Source organism: Agrobacterium sp. rho-13.3 (assembly GCF_033957765.2).
In the GTDB taxonomy this organism is placed as follows: domain Bacteria; phylum Pseudomonadota; class Alphaproteobacteria; order Rhizobiales; family Rhizobiaceae; genus Agrobacterium.
Genome location: NZ_CP192774.1, coordinates 2,080,905 through 2,098,959, shown reverse-complemented (window position 1 = coordinate 2,098,959; position 18,055 = coordinate 2,080,905). Strand labels below are relative to the sequence as shown.

22 protein-coding genes are annotated in these 18,055 nt (G+C 56.9%); 11 read left to right on the top strand and 11 right to left on the bottom strand.

Annotated features, from left to right (window positions below; translation table 11 throughout):
• Positions 1-3: 3 nt before the first annotated feature.
• The 3 genes from RMR16_RS10440 to RMR16_RS10430 all read right to left on the bottom strand — a co-directional run bounded on the left by RMR16_RS10440 (position 4) and on the right by RMR16_RS10430 (position 2,784).
• Positions 4-498 (bottom strand): tripartite tricarboxylate transporter TctB family protein, encoded by a 495-nt coding sequence (locus RMR16_RS10440; protein WP_320198288.1) that lies wholly within the window; start codon positions 496-498, stop codon positions 4-6.
• On the bottom strand, positions 495-1,439 hold the full coding sequence (locus RMR16_RS10435; RefSeq protein ID WP_320198289.1) for a Bug family tripartite tricarboxylate transporter substrate binding protein: 945 nt from the start codon (positions 1,437-1,439) through the stop codon (positions 495-497). The genes RMR16_RS10440 and RMR16_RS10435 overlap by 4 nt, the downstream gene beginning before the upstream one ends.
• Before the next feature lie 247 nt (positions 1,440-1,686).
• Positions 1,687-2,784, bottom strand: a complete 1,098-nt coding sequence (locus RMR16_RS10430; protein ID WP_320198290.1) for an ABC transporter substrate-binding protein — start codon at positions 2,782-2,784, stop codon at positions 1,687-1,689.
• A gap of 51 nt (positions 2,785-2,835) precedes the next feature.
• On the opposite strand from RMR16_RS10430, the gene RMR16_RS10425 reads away from it, so the two are divergent.
• Together RMR16_RS10425 and RMR16_RS10420 are read left to right on the top strand one after the other, a co-directional pair.
• Positions 2,836-3,516, top strand: a complete 681-nt coding sequence (locus RMR16_RS10425) for a response regulator transcription factor (RefSeq protein ID WP_320198542.1) — start codon at positions 2,836-2,838, stop codon at positions 3,514-3,516.
• On the top strand, positions 3,513-4,889 hold the full coding sequence (locus tag RMR16_RS10420) for a sensor histidine kinase (RefSeq protein WP_320198291.1): 1,377 nt from the start codon (positions 3,513-3,515) through the stop codon (positions 4,887-4,889). The genes RMR16_RS10425 and RMR16_RS10420 overlap by 4 nt, the downstream gene beginning before the upstream one ends.
• Positions 4,890-4,929: 40 nt before the next feature.
• On the opposite strand, the gene RMR16_RS10415 is transcribed toward RMR16_RS10420, so the two are convergent.
• From RMR16_RS10415 to RMR16_RS10400, 4 genes are all read right to left on the bottom strand, one after another.
• A complete protein-coding gene (locus RMR16_RS10415; protein WP_320198292.1) occupies positions 4,930-5,283 on the bottom strand; it encodes a hypothetical protein in 354 nt (117 codons plus the stop codon).
• A gap of 112 nt (positions 5,284-5,395) precedes the next feature.
• Complete coding sequence (gene purU / locus RMR16_RS10410) at positions 5,396-6,280, bottom strand: formyltetrahydrofolate deformylase (RefSeq protein ID WP_320198293.1); 885 nt, start codon at positions 6,278-6,280, stop codon at positions 5,396-5,398.
• 214 nt (positions 6,281-6,494) lie between these two features.
• Complete coding sequence (gene hutX / locus RMR16_RS10405; protein ID WP_320198294.1) at positions 6,495-7,016, bottom strand: heme utilization cystosolic carrier protein HutX; 522 nt, start codon at positions 7,014-7,016, stop codon at positions 6,495-6,497.
• Positions 7,016-7,363 carry an antibiotic biosynthesis monooxygenase family protein gene (locus tag RMR16_RS10400; RefSeq protein ID WP_320198295.1) on the bottom strand — a complete coding sequence of 116 codons (348 nt, stop codon included), beginning with the start codon at positions 7,361-7,363 and terminating at the stop codon, positions 7,016-7,018. The genes hutX and RMR16_RS10400 overlap by 1 nt, the downstream gene beginning before the upstream one ends.
• Before the next feature lie 187 nt (positions 7,364-7,550).
• Between RMR16_RS10400 and RMR16_RS10395 the strand changes: the two genes are divergently transcribed.
• From RMR16_RS10395 to RMR16_RS10385, 3 genes are read left to right on the top strand one after another with little or no spacing between them, the layout of a single operon-like run.
• Entirely contained in the window at positions 7,551-8,438 is an 888-nt protein-coding gene (locus RMR16_RS10395; RefSeq protein WP_320198296.1) for a heme/hemin ABC transporter substrate-binding protein, read from the top strand.
• On the top strand, positions 8,435-9,541 hold the full coding sequence (locus RMR16_RS10390) for a FecCD family ABC transporter permease (protein WP_320198297.1): 1,107 nt from the start codon (positions 8,435-8,437) through the stop codon (positions 9,539-9,541). The genes RMR16_RS10395 and RMR16_RS10390 overlap by 4 nt, the downstream gene beginning before the upstream one ends.
• Positions 9,538-10,320, top strand: coding sequence for a heme ABC transporter ATP-binding protein (locus tag RMR16_RS10385; protein WP_320198298.1), 783 nt, complete (start codon positions 9,538-9,540; stop codon positions 10,318-10,320). Before RMR16_RS10390 ends, RMR16_RS10385 begins: the two co-directional genes overlap by 4 nt.
• Before the next feature lie 13 nt (positions 10,321-10,333).
• Here RMR16_RS10385 and RMR16_RS10380 read toward each other — a convergent pair whose 3' ends face one another.
• Entirely contained in the window at positions 10,334-10,696 is a 363-nt protein-coding gene (locus RMR16_RS10380) for a YbaN family protein (RefSeq protein WP_320198299.1), read from the bottom strand.
• A gap of 187 nt (positions 10,697-10,883) precedes the next feature.
• Here RMR16_RS10380 and RMR16_RS10375 point away from each other — a divergent pair, with 187 nt between their 5' ends.
• The 5 genes from RMR16_RS10375 (at position 10,884) to RMR16_RS10355 (ending at position 14,919) form a co-directional block, all read left to right on the top strand.
• Positions 10,884-11,279 (top strand): VOC family protein, encoded by a 396-nt coding sequence (locus RMR16_RS10375; protein WP_320198300.1) that lies wholly within the window; start codon positions 10,884-10,886, stop codon positions 11,277-11,279.
• A 28-nt stretch (positions 11,280-11,307) separates the two neighbouring features.
• A complete protein-coding gene (ung, locus tag RMR16_RS10370; protein ID WP_320198301.1) occupies positions 11,308-12,000 on the top strand; it encodes a uracil-DNA glycosylase in 693 nt (230 codons plus the stop codon).
• Positions 12,001-12,088: 88 nt separating this feature from the next.
• Positions 12,089-13,156, top strand: a complete 1,068-nt coding sequence (locus tag RMR16_RS10365; protein WP_320198302.1) for a DUF2218 domain-containing protein — start codon at positions 12,089-12,091, stop codon at positions 13,154-13,156.
• A 156-nt stretch (positions 13,157-13,312) separates the two neighbouring features.
• The gene (locus tag RMR16_RS10360; protein ID WP_320198303.1) at positions 13,313-14,254 is read left to right on the top strand and encodes a VOC family protein; all 942 of its coding nucleotides are present in this window, start codon (positions 13,313-13,315) and stop codon (positions 14,252-14,254) included.
• A 53-nt stretch (positions 14,255-14,307) separates the two neighbouring features.
• Positions 14,308-14,919, top strand: a complete 612-nt coding sequence (locus tag RMR16_RS10355) for an alpha/beta hydrolase (protein ID WP_320198304.1) — start codon at positions 14,308-14,310, stop codon at positions 14,917-14,919.
• 51 nt (positions 14,920-14,970) lie between these two features.
• Here RMR16_RS10355 and RMR16_RS10350 read toward each other — a convergent pair whose 3' ends face one another.
• The 3 genes from RMR16_RS10350 to RMR16_RS10340 all read right to left on the bottom strand — a co-directional run bounded on the left by RMR16_RS10350 (position 14,971) and on the right by RMR16_RS10340 (position 16,902).
• A complete protein-coding gene (locus RMR16_RS10350; RefSeq protein WP_320198305.1) occupies positions 14,971-15,555 on the bottom strand; it encodes a transglycosylase SLT domain-containing protein in 585 nt (194 codons plus the stop codon).
• Between the two features lie 113 nt (positions 15,556-15,668).
• Entirely contained in the window at positions 15,669-16,523 is an 855-nt protein-coding gene (locus RMR16_RS10345) for a TrmH family RNA methyltransferase (protein ID WP_320198306.1), read from the bottom strand.
• The gene (locus RMR16_RS10340; protein WP_320198307.1) at positions 16,513-16,902 is read right to left on the bottom strand and encodes a hypothetical protein; all 390 of its coding nucleotides are present in this window, start codon (positions 16,900-16,902) and stop codon (positions 16,513-16,515) included. The genes RMR16_RS10345 and RMR16_RS10340 overlap by 11 nt, the downstream gene beginning before the upstream one ends.
• Before the next feature lie 39 nt (positions 16,903-16,941).
• Between RMR16_RS10340 and RMR16_RS10335 the strand changes: the two genes are divergently transcribed.
• Positions 16,942-17,964: an RluA family pseudouridine synthase gene (locus RMR16_RS10335; protein ID WP_320198308.1), complete on the top strand. Its 1,023-nt coding sequence runs from the start codon at positions 16,942-16,944 to the stop codon at positions 17,962-17,964.
• The last annotated feature ends 91 nt before the right edge of the window (positions 17,965-18,055 follow it).

Sequence of the window (18,055 nt, the reverse complement as noted above, 5' to 3'; positions counted from 1 at the left end):
CGGTCAGAAAAACAGCCGTTCCAAAGGTCCGGCAGGCAGCGACAGTTGCAGCAGGCGCGCAAAAATCATCCATATGACGAAGCTGAAAGCGATGCCCACAGGTATCGAATACCAGAGCTTGCGTTTGCCGAAGGCGCGTGCCGTGAAGGCAAAGAGCAGGCCTGTAGCGATGGAAAATCCGGCGATTTTCAACAGCAGCATCTGTGCGGCCAGACCGGCAATGACCCAGAAAACCGGGCCGAATTCCTGCTTGTCACGGGCGGGAAACTCGTTGCGCCATGCTTCGAACGCGGTCCATATGGCCAGACCGACAAGACAGAAGCCGACGGCGTAAGGCACGGTGGCAGGGCCGACCGGCGAATAACCGGTGACGCTGGCAAGGCGCGCAGAATCCCAGAAGATGACGGCTGCGATGGCAACCAGCGCAACGGCGATCAGCATCGCCGCCCAATCAGGGCGGCGATGTGTCGGTTGTGAAGGGGATGAACCCTGGCTCATTTTACCAGTCCGATGTCTTTGAGAATGGTTTCTGTCGAGGCGGTGTCTTTTTCAAGCTGTGCCTTGAACGCGTCACCGGCAAGATAGGTATCCATCCAGCCCTTGGTCTTCAGTGTTTCCTGCCACTTGGCAGACTTCACCAGTTTTTCCACGTCGGCGTTGACACCCTTTTCCTGTTCAGGTGTCAGGCCCGGAGCCGCCGCAATCATGCGCCAGTTCTGGACAACGACGTCGAGGCCGCTTTCTTTCAGGGTCGGTGCGTCGACTCCTTCCAGCTTCTTTTCGCTGGAAATGGCCAGAATGCGAACCGTTCCTGCCTTTACCTGGCTTTCGAATTCGCCGTAGCTGGAAATGCCCGCAGTCACCTGCGCGCCGAGGATGGAGGCCAGAGCCTCACCGCCGCCGGAATAGGCAATGTAGTTGATCTTGGTTGGATCAACGCCTGCTGCCTTGGCAATCAGACCCGCTGTAATGTGGTCCGTGCCGCCAGCCGAACCGCCACCCCAGGACACGCTGCCCGGATCTTTCTTCAACTGCTCAATGAGTTGAGCAATATTCTGGATTGGCGACGATGCAGGAACAACGATGGCTTCGTATTCGCCGGTCAGACGCGCGATGGGCGTAACTTCCTTCAGCGTAACGGGGGATTTGTTGGTGAGAATAGCGCCAACCATGACGTAGCCGCCGACGATCAGTGCATTTGGATTGCCGCTCTGCTGGCTTGCGAACTGTGCGAGGCCGATGGTGCCGCCAGCGCCGGGAACGTTCTGAACCTGAACGCTCTTGGAAATGCCTTCTTCCTGCAACACGGACTGCAACGAGCGTGCAGTCTGGTCCCAGCCGCCGCCGGGGTTTGCAGGGGCGATGATGGTGTAATCGGCAGCCGCTGCGGGAAGCGCCATTGCGCCTGCGAGAAGCGAAGCGATAAGGAAATGCTTCAAAGTGAACCCTCCATGAGATGCCGTTTCGGCATTGTTGTGATTATTGCCACAGGAGGGGAGCATGGACGGCCAAAGGGCAACGCAAACGCGGCCTGAGAACGATTTGTCCAATGAGACTTCCTCCCGCTTCTCCACTTCCCGCCTCCACGGATGAAGAAGAATTGCACAGCACCACAGAAAGCTGTCATTTAACTGACGCAGCGCAATTGGATAGCGTATTTACTGTCTATTAATTTTTGAATTTCGTCTACTGCGCTCGTAAAGCCTCGTTCCAGCGCTCTATGATGCGGGCGCGCTTGACCTGATCGAGATAAACCATCAATCCCGGACTGACGGGAACGGGACGCAACTGTGCACCGTGAATGGCCTGCATCGTGTTTGCCGTGTTGTCACCGGCAACCTCCGGGCTGACGGCGGGTATCTGCAACTGCCGCGCCATGATTGTCTGACCTTCCTTCGACATGAAGAATTCCAGATAACGACGGCCCAGTTCCGCGTTTCTGGCGGCGTGCGGCACAAGCCCGATGCGGGACATGACCACGGTGTAGTCTTTGGGCAGCACGATGCCGACGTCTGGATGGCGAGACGCCCAATCGGCGGCGTAGGAGCCGAGAATGTTGTAGCCGAGAATAAAGCGACCATCCGAGATGCGTTCCAGAATGGCCGAACTGGTCGAATAGACCTTGACGCCCGCCGTGCCCATGCTTTTGATAACGTTCCAGATATCGCCAAATTGTTCCTGATCTCGCGACATGAACAGGAAGCCGACGCCTGAGCGTTCGATATCGTAAGTGGCGATCCGGCCATGCACTTCTTTGGCGTGGTGCTCCAGAAAATCCACGAATTCGGCGCGGGTGGCTGGCGGCTTTTTGTTCACGAAACTGGGTTTGTGATAAACGAAGACGGCGGGTTCGAACGTCAGTGCATAAGCGGTGTTGCGCCAGTTGGCCCAAGCGGGCCAGCGGGCACTCATCGGCAGATCGGAGCGCTGCGCATAACCATCATTGCTGAGTTTGACCTGCAAATCCATGGCGGATGAAAAAGCGAAGTCGGCGGTTTTTTCGCCCGCATCGGTTTCGCGCACGATGCGATCGTAAATCTCCCCCGTCAGCATATCCTCATAGGAAACGGCCACATCCGGGTGTGCTTTCTGGAAACCTTCGATCATCGGGGTCGCAAGGGGTTCATCCAGCGACGAATAAACAACCAGTGTTTCCGCATCCGCCTTGCCGGAAGGGGCCGGAAAAAACATCTGCTGCGCCTGCAACTGGCTTGCGGCGGAAAAGAAAAGACAGAGGTAGAGAAGAATACGCATGAAAACGATCATGCCGCAGCCACTTGCCATTCACAAGACGGAAGCGCTCCGATAAATTTCATGAAAATGGAGGGCGTTGGCTTGCGAATTCTGCTGGTGGAGGACAATCAGGTTCTGTCGGAGGGGCTTTCGGCACTTCTGCGCGGAACCGGTTATGCCGTGGACGTGGTATCTGACGGGGCTTCCGCCAATGCCGCCATTGCCGCAGAAAACTTCGATCTGGTCATTCTTGATCTCAACCTGCCTGAAATGGACGGCATCGATGTGCTGCGCTCCATGCGCGCCCGGCAGGACAAGGCGGCGGTTTTGATTCTCACCGCGCGTGGCACGCCGGAAGAGCGGGTGAAGGGACTGGATCTGGGTGCCGACGATTACATGATCAAGCCCTTCGACATCACCGAATTTGAGGCCCGAGTGAGAGTGCTTTTGCGCCGTAATGCCGGTTTGCGATCGTCGTCCATCAGCTTCGGCAAGGTATCGTTCGATCTGACATCCCGGACGTTCTCGGCGGAAGGTCACCCGCTGGACATTCCCGCAAGAGAGGTGGCGCTGCTGGAGGTGCTGTTCATGCGGGCTGGAAAAGTGGTGGCGAAAGAAGCCATCGTGCAATCTCTGACGGGTTTTGACGACGAGCTTTCCGGCAACGCCATCGAGCAATATGTCAGCCGCCTGCGCAAACGGCTGGCCCCGCACGGGCTGACCGTCAAGACGGCGCGGGGCATTGGTTATTACCTCGAAAAGCTGCCGGAGATGGCTGAATGAAGCAAGTCGCCTATTCTCTGAGGCGACGTCTTCTGGGCTGGCTGCTGATTTCCACCGCCATCATCGGCTGCGTTGCGCTGGCCGATACCTACAGAGAAGCTGTCAACACCGCCAATATCGTTTCGGACCGTGTGCTTTCCGGTTCCGCCTTGGCGATTGCCGAGCGGGTCGTTGTGTCCGAAGACGGTTCTCTGGAAGTGGATATTCCCTATGTCGCGCTGGAAATGCTGACATCTGCGGCGCAGGACAGGGTTTTTTATCGGGTCGATGGGCCGAACGGGCAGTTTCTGACCGGTTATCAAAACCTGCCCTCCGTTGACAAACTACGCAGTGATACGCCGATTTACGTGGACGCCGTGTTTCGGGGTGAACCCATCCGCGTCGCCGCGATCCAGCGTTTTGCCTCGACGGGCATCAATTCCGTGCCGTTTTCCGTGACCGTGGCGGAAACCACGATTGCGCGCAGTCGGTTGGCGCAGGCGATTATTCTGCGGTCCGCGTTGCGCCTGCTGTTGATGATTGCCGGAGCTGCCATCATCGTCTGGATTGCGGTGACGATTTCGCTGCGTCCGCTTTACAGGCTCAGTGAGGCGATTGATCAGCGCAGCCCCAATGATCTGCACCCCATCCGGCAATCCGTTCCTGTCGAAGTTGAAAACCTCGTCGAAACCGTCAATTCTTTCATGGTGCGGCTGCAATCTGCGCTAGATGCGCTACGGCACTTTACCGGCAATGCCAGCCATCAGCTGAGAACGCCGCTGGCCATCATCCGCACCCAGCTCGCCCTTTCGGCACGGGCATCCACCTTGCAGGAAGCGCAAGCCGCTGCCCACAAAGGGGATGCTTCGGTGGCGCACGCAGAGCATATTCTGGCGCAGCTTTTGCGAATGGCCAATATCGATGCAGCCGGGTCTGAAGAAAAACAGAGCCTTGTCGACGTCGATCTCGTGGCGCTGGCGCAATCTGTGACGGCGGACTACGTGCCGATTGCCGCAGATGCCGGTATCGATCTCGGCTTTGAAGACGTAGAGGCTGCGAAGGTACTAGCCGAACCTCTGCTGCTCGGCGAACTGCTCGGAAACCTCATCAGCAACGCTATCGCGTATGCCGGGCGTGGTTCGGAAGTGACGGTGCGGGTGCGGCGAATTGAAGGTGTCGCCTGCCTTGAAGTCGAAGACAACGGCCCCGGAATTGCGCCCGAAAAACGTGCGATGGTGCGTCAGCGTTTTGCCAGAGGTGACGGCAACGCCGCACCCGGTGCAGGTCTTGGCTTGGCTATCGTGGAAGAGATTGCAGCGTTGTTTGACGCTCAGCTTTCACTGGAAGACGGCGCGGGTGGGCGTGGGTTGAAGGCAACCGTTCGATTTTCGTGAAGCGGCGCGTGGGCGCCGCTTCCGTTCATTGCCGCAAATGTCACTCGTTAATCTTGTCGATCAACTGCATCATAATGTCCGCGCAGGCCTTCATCGGCTCGTCATCGGCACATTTGATATCGATTTTCGTTTCGCCTTGCTCAATGCGGAAATGGGCACCTTTTGGTGGCGGTGGACGCATTTTACCATGCGGGCCGCCATCTCTTGGGCCTCCTTCTCTCGGACCTGCATCTCGGGGACCACCGGGGCCGGGTGGCGGTGGCGGAGGTGGCGGCGCATCAGCATTCTGTCCGGCGTCAGCTGGGGCAAATGGGGGGGGCGGCGGTGGCTGCTGGGCAAACGCGGTCCCAGCCGCGAGCAGAAGTGCTGCTCCGGCAATAATCAGTTTTCTCATAAGGATAACCTCTGGCGTTGACGACGCGAATTAAACTGCCGCCAAAGGCAGTCGGTTGCTTACCGCCAAAAATAAAGTTCGAGGTTTTTCCGTTAATTCAGAGCGTGTCTTCTCACCCCATCCGCTCGGATGCATAGCTGCCGGGGCTTGGCGGGAAGACGACGGTGCGATTGCCGTTGATGAAGGTGCGGTGGTGAATATGGGCGTGGATGGCGCGGGCCAGCACCTGGCTTTCCACATCGCGGCCAAGCGAAACATAGTCCTCAGCCGACTGCGCGTGGGTGACACGAACCGTGTCCTGCTCGATGATCGGGCCTTCATCCAGATCGGCGGTGACGTAATGGGCTGTGGCACCGATCAGCTTTACGCCGCGCTCATAGGCCTGCTTGTAAGGGTTGGCACCCTTGAAGCTGGGCAGGAAGGAGTGGTGAATGTTGATGATGCGACCGGACATTTTGCGGCACATTTCATCGGTTAGAACCTGCATGTAACGGGCCAGCACCACCAGTTCCGTACCGCTTGTTTCGATGAGATCGATGAGTTGGGCTTCGGCTTTGGGTTTGTTGTCCTTCGTCACCTTGATGTGGTGGAAGGGAATGTCGTGGTTGACGACGACCTTCTGGTATTCGAAATGGTTGGAGACGACACCGACGATATCGATGGGAAGCGCGCCGATCTTCCAGCGGTACAGCAAGTCGTTCAGGCAGTGGCCGAAGCGCGAGACCATGAGTAGGGTTTTGGTGCGTTCGCCATCGCTATAAATGTTCCACTCCATGCCGAAAGGCTTGGATACCGGACCAAAACCTTGGCTTAAAGCCTCCATGCTTTCGCCTTCTTCGGAAATGAAGGAAACGCGCATGAAGAATTTTCCGGTTTCGAGGTCATCGAATTGGGAACTGTCGACAATGTTGCAACCCTTGCCCGCCAGATACCCCGATATGGCAGCGACAACACCGCGTTGGGATTTGCAGGCTACGGTCAATACATAAGTCGTCATAGGTTGGCCCTCTTCATTTCTCGCAATGGCCTATAGCGCAGCCAGGAGCTGCCGCAAAGCGTCTCGTCGCATGCGATTTTCGGTTTTGTACCAATGCCTTGAAGTCATAAGGTATGGTGAGACAAATGCGACATGCCGGAAGCGACATTGGCTGTTCAAATGAAGAGATACTCAAAGCCGCCACTCGGGTTGCAGCGGCTTTGAGGAGATGGAGTTAAGCGAGGAAGCTGTTGCGCAGCGTCTCGAACTTCACAAGCTGATCGGCCAGTAAGTGCTTGTTGTCATCACGGCGCACGAACAGCTTGAACATGGCGTTGCCGCTCGCGTTCATGAACCAGACGGACAGCGAACGGCGTCCGTGGAACTCACGATCCACGAAGGTGATCGACGCACAATTGTCTTTTTTGATGTGCCCGCCAATCGGGCTATCGCCATGAATATTGAACCAGCCATGGCCTTCGGTGCCTTCCGGCAGGTGCCCGGGAACCTCGAAAACGATATCCGGTGTCTGGACGATCATCAGAACTTCGCCCCAGGAGCGCAGTTCGTTCCAGATATCGTTAAACTTTTCCGCAGGCGCGGCAACGGCGGCTCCGAGCGGAAGCAAAGCCAGAATTTCCGCAGGCGTTACCTCTGCCTTGGCGGCAATGGCTTCCACCACGCCATCCGGCTTTTCAGCCAGAGCAGCCTTGGCGCGCTCAAGACGCTCATCGGTTTTTTCAGCAACAGCACTCATCACGCTGCAACCGGATGGTCTTCGCCGTTTCTGTCTTCATGAATGATGACATCGAAACCTTCGAAATGTGGACCCGACAGATATTCCACCTTGCCGCGATTGTTGCCGGCATTGGCGTGTGCGGCGCGGAACTGCTCGGACTTTGTCCATGCAGTGAAATCGTCCTTGGTCGCCCAGACGGTGTGCGATGCATAAAGCGTATGGTCTTCCGACGTGCCGCCTTTCAGCATGTGGAACTCCAGATAGCCGGGCATTTCGCTGAGGTGGCGCTTGCGCTCTTTCCAGATGGTTTCAAAGGCGTCTTCAAAGCCCGGCACAACGCGGAACCGGTTCATGGCAATAAACATCGATCGTCTTCCTTAAAGTGTCTGAGGCACTCAGGATATGGAGCCGAACTGCCGTTGAAAAGAGGGCAAGGCAAAAAGATAACGAAAATACTCACCTTATCGATTGTGTGGTCTATAAAGATGTGCAAATAACTCAACTTATATGGCGCTACGGGTCGTGGTGCCCTGCATTGCTCAGGATGATAAAATGCTTCTTTCGCTTCGCTCACTCGCCTTCGGTGCCGTTCTGCCAGTCGCGCTGGTGTTGTCCCCAGTCACGGCAAATGCTTCCGATAAGGGTAATCCAGAGGCAAAGCGCATCGTGGCCCTTGGCGGCACGGTGACGGAAATTCTCTACGCACTGGGTGCCGGAGACCGCATCGTTGCCCGTGATTCCACGAGCACCTTTCCGGTTGAAGCCGTTTCGAAACCCGATGTCGGTTATATGCGGGCACTGTCTTCCGAAGGCATCCTGTCGCAGAAACCCGACCTCATTCTGTCTGAGGATGGTTCCGGCCCTGCTGACGTGATTGGCATTTTGAAAGCCAGCGAAGTGCCGATGGTGACGGTCGATACGCCACCGGAAGGAAGCGCCATTGCCAAGAAAATTGAGGATGTTGGCACAGCCGTCGGCCTTCAAGATAAGGCGCAGGTGCTGGCGGCGCAGGTGAACTCCGGTCTGGATGCGCTTGCCAAGGACGTTGCCGCCGTTGGTGATAAAAAGAAACGGGTTCTATTCGTTCTATCCACCGCAGGTGGGCGCATCATGGCGGCCGGTAAAGATACGGAAGCCGCAGCGATTATCGAGCTGGCAGGGGGCATCAACGCTGCCGCAGACATCACCGGCTACAAGCCGCTGACCGATGAAGCCGTGATTGCGGCCGCCCCTGACGTGGTGTTGACGATGCAGCGCGGCAACCACGCAGAAAATCCGGATGAGCTTTTCAAGCTTCCGGCCTTCCAGTCCACACCGGCTGCGGCGTCCAAATCGCTCATCAGCATGGACGGACTTTATCTGATTGGTTTTGGTCCGCGCACGCCTGCTGCCGGTCGTGAGCTGGCCGCAAAACTCTATCCAGACGTTATCAAGCCATGAGTGTTGTGGCTGTGGCCCCGGTCGCAAGCCCCACGACCGAAGGCCATGTTCCGGGCGACCGCTCGCGCAAGGGTATCATCACCCTTGTCGTGCTATGTGTATTCCTGCTTTTTGCCTGTCTTGTCTCGCTGGCGAGTGGCCCAACCGGCGTCGGGCTTCACGAGCTATGGCTTTATTTCACCGGCCATTCCGAGACGATGGAGGCGCGCGACCGCGTTATTCTGGAAGCGGTGCGCCTGCCGCGCACGGCGCTGGGGTTGATGATCGGGGCCGGGCTGGCCATCTCAGGTGCGATGATGCAAGGCCTGTTTCGTAACCCCTTGGCAGATCCCGGCCTTGTGGGCGTCACCTCCGGGGCAGCCCTGTTTGCGGTGGCGGCACTGGCGCTTGGCGGCACTGCTCTAGCACCGCTTTCCGCATTTTTCGGCATTCATTTTCTGCCGCTGATGGCCTTTATTGGTGGCCTGATCAACACGCTGCTGCTTTACATGATTGCCACCCGCAATGGCACGACATCAACGACCGTGCTGGTGCTGGCGGGTATCGCCGTTGCTGCTCTGAGCGCTGCCTTGATGGGGCTGATGATTTTCATGGCCGATGACCGTGCCCTGCGGGACATTACGTTCTGGAGCCTTGGCTCATTGGGTGGTGCAACGCCGGTTAAAATCTGGACGACGCTGCCGTTTTTTCTCATCATTCTGGCCAGCATTCCGTTCGTCGCGAAAGGGCTGGATGCACTGATCCTCGGGGATGCCGCCGCGTTTCACATGGGCATCCCGGTTCAGCGTCTGAAGCACATCGTTATTCTGGCTGTTGCTGCGGCCTGTGGTGCGAGTGTTGCGGCGGCTGGGTCCATTGGATTTGTCGGCATCGTCGTGCCGCATCTGCTGCGGCTGGTCATTGGCTCGTCGCATCGCTTCCTTTTGCCCGCATCCGCCATCGGCGGAGCTGGACTTCTGCTGCTGGCAGATAGTTTTGCGCGCACCGTTGCCGCACCGGCGGAGTTGCCGATTGGTGTGGTCACGGCATTGATCGGAGCGCCGGTGTTTCTTTTCCTACTGCTCGGTAAGGGCAACGGATTGGGTTTGAGGAACGCATCATGATTTCCACACATGGCCTTACCGTCGTTCGCTCAGGGCGCAAATTGCTGGATGACGTGAGCATCCATCTCACGCCTGGCACGTTCAGCGTGATTATCGGGCCGAATGGCGCGGGCAAGTCCACTTTGATGAAGGTGTTGTCCGGTGAAATGCGGGCCGATGCGGGGCACGCTGCCTACAATGACGTGGATGTAAACCTGTTCAAGCCCGTGCAACTGGCGCGCCTGCGCGCCGTGTTGCCGCAAAGCACGGTGTTGGCCTTTCCGTTCACCGCGCTGGAAATCGTGCGGATGGGCGCGGTTGCTCAAGGGTCACGCGCGCCTGAAGAGCAAGCGAAGCGGGCGCTGGCAAAGGTTGGTTTGAGCGGTTTCGAAGGCAGAGCTTACAATATGCTTTCCGGCGGAGAGCAGCAGCGTGTGCAGTTTGCGCGCGCCTTGGCGCAGGTGCCGCATCCCGTTGAAAACGGTGAGGCGAGGGCGCTTTTGCTGGATGAACCCACATCGAGCCTTGATCTCGGCCACCAGATTTCCGTGCTGGAAACGGCGCGTGATTTTGCTGCTGGGGGCGGCACGGTGCTGGCGGTTCTGCATGATTTGAACCTTGCAGCAGAATTTGCCGATCAACTTATCGTCATGCATGGCGGGCAGATTACCGCCTGTGGGCCATCACTGGAAACAATCAGTGACGAGACGATTGCGCGGGTTTATGGCATTGGCGGAACTGTCGGGCGTGTTCCGGCGCACCACATTCCTTACGTGCTGCCGCAATCGCGCCATCGCTGACAGATTGAACGTATCAGGCGTCCGGTTCTGGCCGCGTGGTAACGAAAATGGCAGCGCCGAGCATCACGGCTGCAACAAGTGCGGCCCTCAGTGCCGATGGCGCCGTGGCGAACCAGAACATCGCGTAACTCATTGTCATTAAAGACACAGCAGCGATTTTTGCCTTGCGTGGAATTGCGCCTTTTTCCCGCCAGTTGCGCAGGGAAGAGCCAAATCTTGGGTGGGATAGAAGCCACGCTTCCAGCTTTGGCGATGACTTGGAAAAACACCACAATGCAATGAGGAGAAACGGTGTCGTCGGCAAGACGGGCAGAAACGCACCGACGATGCCGGTGGCCACCATAAGCCAGCCAAGACAGAGATATAACACACGCATAGCTGCCGGTATCATGAGTTCGATACTCACGATAGTGGAAAAGCTGTCGCGCCAAATGGCGCGACGGGATTGTTTGGAGTAAGGCTTGAAAACGTCTCAAGGGTTGAAACCCGCACGTTCTGCCTTTATCAGCCTGCACCGATGCCCGCACTATAAGCGGGCCACCACGAGGTAAGAAGGAAACACCATGGCCAAACTTATACACTCCATGGTCCGGGTGCTGGACGAAAAGCGTTCGGTGGGCTTTTACAAACAGGCTTTCGGGCTTGAAGTCGCAGAACGTTTCGAGTTCGAGACATTCACGCTGGTTTATCTGAACAATGCCGAAGATGACTTCGAGCTGGAACTGACCATCAACAAAGGCCGCGAAGTGCCTTATGCGCTAGGCGATGGGTATGGCCACATTGCTGTCAGCGTTGCAGATGTCGATGCCGAACATGCGCGTCTGACTGAGCTTGGTCTTTCGGTTGGAAAGATCGTCAATGCCGAATACAAGGGCGCGCCGTTCGCGAAATATTTCTTCATCTGCGACCCGGATGGGTACAAGATCGAAGTGCTTCAGCGCGGCAATCGCTTCAGATAAAACAGGCGCTTAACCAACGAGGTTTTCCATGGCAGAGGCAGGCGTGAAACTGGAAGACAGCTGGAAACATGCGCTTTCCGCCGAATTCGCCAGCCCCTACATGTCGAATCTGAAAGATTTTCTGCTTGCCGAGAAAAATGCTGGCAAGCAGATATTCCCCAAAGGCAGTGAATATTTTCGCGCTCTGGACCTTACGCCGCTGGATGAGGTGAAGGTCGTGATTTTGGGACAAGACCCTTATCACGGTGCCGGGCAGGCGCATGGCCTGTGCTTTTCCGTGCAGCCGGGCGTGCGTATTCCGCCATCCTTGGTCAATATCTACAAGGAATTGAAGAGCGATCTGGATATTGCGCCCGTCAAACACGGCTTTCTGGAAAGCTGGGCAAAGCAGGGCGTGTTGCTGCTGAACAGCGTTCTGACCGTCGAAGAGGCTCGCGCCGCCTCCCACCAAGGACAGGGCTGGGAAAAGTTCACCGACGCCGTTATTCGCACGGTGAATGATGAATGCGAGGGCGTGGTTTTCCTGCTCTGGGGATCTTATGCGCAGAAGAAGGCAGCGTTCGTCGATCAGACCAAACATCTGGTCCTGAAATCACCGCATCCATCGCCGCTGTCCGCCCATAACGGCTTTTTCGGCAACCACCATTTTTCGAAAGCCAACGAGTTTCTCGTTTCACATGGCCGTGAGGCCATCGACTGGCAGTTGCCTGAGCAGGTTTGACCTCAAGAAAAAGTGGCAAAACGCCTTTGCACTTTTAAACTGGCTGATTTAAGAGATAACCGGACTGTAAACTGAAGGATTTATACCGGTGACGCTTCTGTCTGCGCAAACATCTGTCGCACTTCCCAATCCACGTGCTGTCGTTGATGCTTTTCATGAGCATTTTGCCGAGTATATGACGATCACGCGGGATGGCGAGGCGCTGCATTTCGAGGCGGATTACGGAAATGGGACGTTGAGCGCCGAGGGTGGGCGTTTTGCGGCGCGGGTCAGTTGCATCTCCGAAAACGTGCTGCTGTCGGTCAAATCCATGGTTGCAGAACATATCCTGGAGTTTTCCGGCGAAAAGACGCTTGATTTTCGCTGGGAAGGGCATGGCGCGGAATTGCGGGAACTGCCCAATCTCTTCACTGGACGTGTGGTGCGAGGCTACAATCTGACGCCAAAAATGCGCCGACTGGTCATTGCCATCGATAAGGGAATCGAACGGTTGATGACCGGTGGTTTTCATGTGCGTATTCTGATCATCCCCGATCAGGCTCGCACACCCGTCTGGCCGCATCTTTCGAAAACCGGCGCAATCGTCTGGCCGGAAGGTGAGAATGAGCTGACGCGGCGCGTTTATACGATCCGCTCTGGCGACATTCAGCGTGGGGAGATCGATATCGATTTTGTCATGCATGAGGGCAACGATATGCCCGGCGCGCATTTTGGCGCTACGGCTGCACCGGGTGATATTGTGGGCATTGTCGGCCCCGGTGGCGAGTTGCCGGATGTCGAAACATATGTTTTCGCAGGAGACGAGACTGCATTGCCGGTGATGCTGCGGATGGCAGCGGAAATGCCTGCGGGTAAGGCGCTGACCGTTTACGCCGAAATCGACAATGAAGCGGAGCGGCAGGAGATGTCCTGCAAAGCCGGTGTGACCTGGAACTGGCTATACCGCCACGGCAAACATGCCGGAACGGCGGGCCTTTTGGAGCATGCCATGCGCAACCACGCCTGGGCCGGTGCCGATGGCCTGCATGTGTTCGTTGGCTGCGAAAAAGGCGAGTCGCGGTTGGTCAAGAAAATGCTGGGCGATGAGTTCCAGATTCCGAAGACTTGCATTCACACTGCCGGTTATTGGGTAAAGGGTGCGAACGACGACCACTAATGAGCGATAGACTGAACAGTCATTTCGATCGTTTACTATTTGAGAACAATCCGTGCTGAACGTCCTGTCTATACGAACGGCGTGATCTACCCCATTTTGAGCCCATGAAACACGAAGGGCTCTTCTTTCAGAGCCCGTGAAGCTTAGGGGTCTAAAATGCTGAACCAGATCAAAGGTTTGCACCACGTCACATCGATGGCGGCGAGTGCGCGCGGCAACAATCATTTTTTCACCGATACGCTCGGCCTGCGCCGGGTCAAGAAGACCGTGAATTTCGACGCGCCTGATGTCTACCATCTCTATTATGGCGATGAAGTCGGCACGCCCGGTTCTGTGATGACCTATTTCCCGTTTCCGCACATCGCGCGGGGTCGTCAGGGTACGGGCGAGGTTGGTACCACGCTGTTTTCCGTTCCTGAGGGTTCGCTGGGTTACTGGCAGGACCGACTTGCCAAGGCCAGTGTGGATGGTTTGAAAGCCGATGAAGCATTCGGCAACAAGCGCCTGCATTTTGCCGGTCCTGATGGTGATGGTTTTGCGCTGGTTGAAGTCAAGGACGACACGCGTGCGCAATGGACTGCCAATGGCGTTGGCGAGGATCAGGCGATCCGCGGTTTCCAAGGCGCTTCGCTGCGGCTTCGGGACGAAGGTGCGAGTGCTGAACTTCTGAAGTTCATGGGATATCAGGAAGTTGACAGGCAGGACGGTGTTCTGCGCCTCGGCATTCCCGGCGGTAATGGTGCCGATTTCATCGACATCGAAACCATGCCAAATATCTCCGGTGCGCGGCTTGGGGCGGGTTCCGTCCACCATATCGCTTTTGCGGTAGAAAATCGCGAGACGCAATTGGACGTTCGCAAGGCGCTACTGGATACCGGTTATCAGGTTACGCCGGTGATCGACCGCGATTATTTTTGGGCGATCTACTTCCGCACACCCGGCGGTGTGCTGTTCGAAATCGCCACCAATGAACCGGGTTTTGACCGCGATGAAGACACGGCACATCTGGGTGAAGCGCTGAAGCTTCCCGCACAACATGCCCACATGCGCGGCATTCTGGAGCAGCATCTGGAACCGCTGGAAGACGAAGCAAAGTAAATGAAGAGGCTTGCGGATTTGATTGCCGCAAGCGCACTTCCGGAGGCATTTTCATGACTAAAGACAGCTATTTGCACAAGGTCCGCGCCGGTGCGCCGGGCCAGCCGATCTTTTTCGTTTTCCATGGCACGGGTGGGGATGAAAACCAATTCTTCGATTTCGGTGCACGCCTGTTGCCAAACGCGACGGTCATTTCGCCGCGCGGCGATGTTTCGGAATTCGGTGCCGCCCGCTTTTTCCGTCGCACGGCAGAGGGTGTCTATGATCTGGACGATCTGGAGCGCGCCACCCGGCACATGGCGGAGTTCGTGAAGGCCAATCGGGATTACCACGAAGCCGGTCTGGTGATCGGTCTTGGCTTTTCGAACGGCGCGAATATTCTCGCCAATGTGCTGATCGAGTTCCCGGACCTGTTCGATGCGGCGGTGCTGATGCATCCGCTGATTCCGTTCGAGCCGAAAGCAGCGCCAGCGCCCACATCACGGCGTGTGCTGATTACGGCAGGTGAACACGATCCGATCTGCCCGGTGCCGCTGACGAATGGTGTGGTCGATTACTTCAAGGCGCAAGGTGGTGAGGTGGCCGTGGAATGGCATTCCGGCGGGCACGAAATCCGCTCCAATGAAATTGAAGCGGCGAGGGCGTTTTTGACGCCTTATATGTAGGGCTGATGTGAAGCCTACGAAAACCGGAGCACATAGTTTGCTCCGGTTTTGTTATCTGTACCCGCAATCCTGCAACTGCTTCTCATATCGAATGGCCATGTTGGCAGAGCGGCGGGCGGCCTTTTGAATTGCACTGTTGTTGCGCCAGACGCCGTTGGCGTAACCGGTATGGCCGGAATAATAGGCAAGATAGAGATTATACGGATCGTTGAGCGCGATGTTGTTCTGGCGGTTGCTTTTGGCGTGATACCAGCCGACGAAATGGATGGCGTCGGTGAAATCGGTGCGGCTGGCGTTCCAGCGGCCCGTTTCCCGCTGATAGACTGTCCATGTGCCATCGAGTGCCTGCGCATAACCATAGGCCGTCGACCTGCGCGTCCATGGAATGAAGCCAAATAGCTTGGTGCGCGGCGGGCGGGCATAGGGTTGGAAACTGGATTCGGTATAGATGGTGGCCATCATGACCGGCACAGGCACGCCGAACTCCCGTTGGGCGGCTTGCGCGTCTTTTTTCCAGTTGTTGAATATGCCGTTCCGCTGTTCGAAAATCGCGCAGGCATTGGTGATTTGCGACGGAGCCGTCGCGCACCCTGCCAGAGCAGTCAAAAGAAGAACGACGACAAATACGCCACGCATCGCGAAACCTCTCGTTCCGCCCATTACTAAATTGTAAATGTTAACGGTGGGTTTTGAGACAAGGTTAATGCAAATGCCGTCCATTAACCGCGCGTTAGGATCTGGCGGAGTGTTTACAGCCGCCCCATGTTTGCAGCCATCTGGTAAAGCGCCAACCCGGACGCCGTGCCTGCATTGAGGCTATCCAACTGCGGTGATTGGGCAATGCGGGCGGTGTGGAAACGGGAAAGCACCTCTGGCGGCAGACCTTCGCCTTCCGTGCCGATGACCAGCGCCATTCGGTTGGAGGGTGGTATCTGGCGAATTTCCGTGGTGCCTGCAGGGGAGAGGCTCCAGATGTCGAAACCTTCCGTGGCCAGTGTTTCCAGCATGTCTACAGCATTGCCGCCGCGGTGGTATGGCACGGACAGCACCGAACCTACCGAGACGCGCAGCGACTTTCGGTACAGCGGATCGCAGCAGGTGGTGTCCATAAACACCGCATCAGCATGAAACGCCGCAGCGTTGCGAAACATGGAACCAAGATTATCGTGGTTGGAAATGCCACAGCCAGCCAGCACGAGAGACGATGACGGCAGCTGGCGGATCGTTTCCGCCATGTCCTTGTCCGCCTTGCGCTTGCCCAAGGCCAGAATGCCGCGATGCAGGTGGAAACCGACGATGGCATCCAGCACGCCTGCTTCCGCCACATAAATGGGAACGTCTGCCGGAAACTCGCTCAGAATATCGGCTATGCCTGCCAGCCGGTTCTTGAGAACCAGAATGCTTTCCGCTTCGAAATCGCGGCCAGCCGTGTGTGCCGCTGCCAACATGCGCAGCACAACGGTGCCTTCCACGATGAAGCGGCCTTGCCGGCCCGTCAGGTCACGTTCGCGAATATCCTGAAAGGCAGCGATGCGTGGATCGTCCGCCTCTGTTATCGTGATGAACCCGCCGCCATTCGGCAGGCTTGGAAAGTCAACGGGCATCAATGGTGATGTCTGCCACGAACCGGCCCGCCTGCACATTGAACACCAGTGCCTTGCGTGTGCCATTGGCCAAACGCCCGTAGAACAGCATATCGCCATTGGCGAAGGAGACGTTCTCGATGGTGAAGCCCTGTGGCAAGCTGGCGGTGGCGGCAACGGGAGCGTCCGCAGGAACGGCGGTGCTGGTGTTCGTTGTCGCGACAGATGCCGTTTTGGAAGGGCCAACCGCCTTGTAGACAACGGCACCGAAGACAGCCATAAGGCTGATAAACATCACGGAGCCAGACACGATCTGCAAACGGATCATCTTGCGACGAACTTTTTCCATGGCCGGGTCTAACGGCTTGTCGTCCTGTTCGTCTTGCTCGATCTGCGTCATCGGGTTCCTTGGATATTGCTGATTGATCGGAAAATAAGAATGAACGATCCCTTTAAACAAGGCGAAGACGCAAGGAAAGTCCTGATTGCAGGGGAAGACGCTGAAGGTCGCCTCGATTCATGGCTGACTGCTGAAGTTGGTGGCGATCTGTCTCGCAGCCGCATCAAGGCGCTGATCGAACAGGGTGCCGTTTCGCTGAACGGCAAGGTCGTGACGGAGCCGAAAAAGAAGGTTCACCCGGCAGACCGCATTGAAATCATCATGCCTGAGCCGGAAGACCCCGTGCCGCAAGGCGAGGATATTCCGCTTGAGGTGGAATATGAGGACGATGACCTGATCGTGCTGATCAAGCCCGCTGGTCTTGTCGTGCATCCCGGTGCTGGTAACTGGACAGGCACGCTGGTGAACGCGCTGATCCACCATTGCGGCGATAGTCTGTCCGGCATTGGCGGTGTAAAGCGCCCTGGCATCGTGCATCGTCTGGATAAGGAAACCAGCGGCGTGATGGTGGTGGCCAAGAACGATAACGCGCACCGGCATCTGGCCGCGCAGTTTGCCGACCATGGCAGAACGGGACCACTGGAACGGGCCTATAAGGCCATCGTCTGGGGTCGCCCCAAGACATTGCGCGGCACGATCGATGCCGCACTTGGCAGAGGCGCCGACCGAACCAAGCGCGCCGTCAAGCGTGAAGATACGGATGACGCACGCGAGGCGATCACGCATTACGAAGTGATCGAGCGTTTCCACGAAAAAGCGGATGCGACCTCTCTTGCTTCGCTGGTGGAATGCCGTCTGGAAACCGGGCGCACGCACCAGATCCGCGTGCATATGGCCCATATCGGCCATCCGTTGATTGGTGATCCTGAATATGGTGCTGCCTTCCGCACCAAGGCCAATCTTCTGCCGGACGCGGCAAAAGAGGTCGTCAACCGGTTCCCCCGTCAGGCGCTGCACGCCTATCTACTGGCGTTTGAACATCCGCGTACTGGCGAGGTCATGGAGTTCGAAACAGATATGCCAGAGGACATCGAAGAGTTGGCAAACGCACTTCGCGGCTAAACTGCCCAAATCGCGACACAGTCAGGCCGGGGGAATTTCTCTCCCGGAATGTGGCCGGTCGTCTCAATATATGTCGTAAGCGACAGAAATA

Bases quoted from the DNA above. Each gene is read 5' to 3' on its own strand.
- RMR16_RS10440 (WP_320198288.1), bottom strand. From the start codon at position 498: ATGAGCCAGGGTTCATCCCCTTCACAACCGACACATCGCCGCCCTGAT.
- RMR16_RS10430 (WP_320198290.1), bottom strand. From the start codon at position 2,784: ATGGCAAGTGGCTGCGGCATGATCGTTTTCATGCGTATTCTTCTCTAC.
- RMR16_RS10420 (WP_320198291.1), top strand. From the start codon at position 3,513: ATGAAGCAAGTCGCCTATTCTCTGAGGCGACGTCTTCTGGGCTGGCTG.
- RMR16_RS10415 (WP_320198292.1), bottom strand. From the start codon at position 5,283: ATGAGAAAACTGATTATTGCCGGAGCAGCACTTCTGCTCGCGGCTGGG.
- purU (WP_320198293.1), bottom strand. From the start codon at position 6,280: ATGACGACTTATGTATTGACCGTAGCCTGCAAATCCCAACGCGGTGTT.
- hutX (WP_320198294.1), bottom strand. From the start codon at position 7,016: ATGAGTGCTGTTGCTGAAAAAACCGATGAGCGTCTTGAGCGCGCCAAG.
- RMR16_RS10400 (WP_320198295.1), bottom strand. From the start codon at position 7,363: ATGTTTATTGCCATGAACCGGTTCCGCGTTGTGCCGGGCTTTGAAGAC.
- RMR16_RS10395 (WP_320198296.1), top strand. From the start codon at position 7,551: ATGCTTCTTTCGCTTCGCTCACTCGCCTTCGGTGCCGTTCTGCCAGTC.
- RMR16_RS10390 (WP_320198297.1), top strand. From the start codon at position 8,435: ATGAGTGTTGTGGCTGTGGCCCCGGTCGCAAGCCCCACGACCGAAGGC.
- RMR16_RS10385 (WP_320198298.1), top strand. From the start codon at position 9,538: ATGATTTCCACACATGGCCTTACCGTCGTTCGCTCAGGGCGCAAATTG.
- RMR16_RS10380 (WP_320198299.1), bottom strand. From the start codon at position 10,696: ATGCGTGTGTTATATCTCTGTCTTGGCTGGCTTATGGTGGCCACCGGC.
- RMR16_RS10375 (WP_320198300.1), top strand. From the start codon at position 10,884: ATGGCCAAACTTATACACTCCATGGTCCGGGTGCTGGACGAAAAGCGT.
- ung (WP_320198301.1), top strand. From the start codon at position 11,308: ATGGCAGAGGCAGGCGTGAAACTGGAAGACAGCTGGAAACATGCGCTT.
- RMR16_RS10360 (WP_320198303.1), top strand. From the start codon at position 13,313: ATGCTGAACCAGATCAAAGGTTTGCACCACGTCACATCGATGGCGGCG.
- RMR16_RS10355 (WP_320198304.1), top strand. From the start codon at position 14,308: ATGACTAAAGACAGCTATTTGCACAAGGTCCGCGCCGGTGCGCCGGGC.
- RMR16_RS10350 (WP_320198305.1), bottom strand. From the start codon at position 15,555: ATGCGTGGCGTATTTGTCGTCGTTCTTCTTTTGACTGCTCTGGCAGGG.
- RMR16_RS10345 (WP_320198306.1), bottom strand. From the start codon at position 16,523: ATGCCCGTTGACTTTCCAAGCCTGCCGAATGGCGGCGGGTTCATCACG.
- RMR16_RS10340 (WP_320198307.1), bottom strand. From the start codon at position 16,902: ATGACGCAGATCGAGCAAGACGAACAGGACGACAAGCCGTTAGACCCG.
- RMR16_RS10335 (WP_320198308.1), top strand. From the start codon at position 16,942: ATGAACGATCCCTTTAAACAAGGCGAAGACGCAAGGAAAGTCCTGATT.